At 73.7% G+C, this 1153-nt stretch carries 1 protein-coding gene; it reads left to right on the plus strand.

The annotated features are described in order from the left end of the window. On the plus strand, positions 1-1153 hold a 1153-nt coding region (locus KBX53_RS33690), incomplete at both ends, for an ABC-F family ATP-binding cassette domain-containing protein (protein WP_210863889.1).

Genomic DNA, 1153 nt, shown 5'->3' on the forward strand with positions numbered 1-1153 from the left:
GTGACGCACCGCCGCGACCTGCGGGTGCTGTGGCTGCCGCAGCAGCTCACCCTCGCCCCCGACGCCACCGTCCGGGACGTGGTGCTCGGCACCGCCTGGCTCGACGAGGGGATGGGCGCCGAGCACGAGTGGGCCGGCGACGCCGGGGTGCGCGCCATCCTCGACGGCCTCGGCATGCCGCACCTCGGCCTCGACCAGCCGGTCGGCCCGATGTCCGGCGGCGAGCGACGGCGGGTGGCGCTCGCCGCGCTGCTCGTCCGCGACTCCGACCTGCTCATCCTCGACGAGCCCACCAACCACCTGGACGTCGGCGGTGTCGACTGGCTGGCCCGGCACCTCACCGGCCGCAAGGGCGCGCTGGTCGTGGTCACCCACGACCGGTGGTTCCTGGACGCGGTCTGCACCACCACCTGGGAGGTCGCCGATCAGACGGTCCGCGCGTACGAGGGTGGCTTCGCCGCCTGGACCCTCGCCCGCGCCGAGCGGGAACGCGTCGCCGCCGCGACCGAGGCCCGCCGGCAGAACCTGCTCCGCACGGAGATCGCCTGGCTGCGCCGTGGCCCACCGGCCCGCACCTCCAAGCCGCAGTTCCGCATCGACGCCGCGAACGCGTTGATCGCCGACGTGCCGCCGGCCCGCGACACCATGTCGTTGCAGCGGATGGCGGTGTCGCGCCTCGGCAAGCAGGTGTACGAGCTGGACAACGTCGAGCTGCACGCCGGGCCGAAGGAGATCCTGCGCGACGTCAGCTGGCTGGTCGGCCCCGGCGACCGGATCGCCATCCTCGGAGCCAACGGCGCCGGCAAGACCACTCTGCTGCGGATGCTCGCCGGCATCACCCGCCCCGACGGTGGCCGCCTCAACACCGGCTCCACGGTGCGGCCGGCGTTCCTCTCCCAGGAACTTGCCGAGCTGCCCGGGCAGCTGCGGGTGCTGGAAGCGGTGGAGGAGGTCGCCCGCCGGGTGCAGCTCGGCGACCGGGAGGTCTCCGCCTCCCAGCTCGCCGAGGTGTTCGGCTACGACGACCGGCGGCTCTGGACCCCGGTCAGTGACCTCTCCGGTGGGGAGCGCCGCCGGTTGCAGATGCTGCGGCTGCTGGCTGGCGAGCACAACGTGCTGCTCTTCGACGAGCCCACCAACGACCTGGACACGG

Source organism: Micromonospora sp. M51 (assembly GCF_018070305.1).
Lineage (GTDB): Bacteria > Actinomycetota > Actinomycetes > Mycobacteriales > Micromonosporaceae > Micromonospora > Micromonospora parva.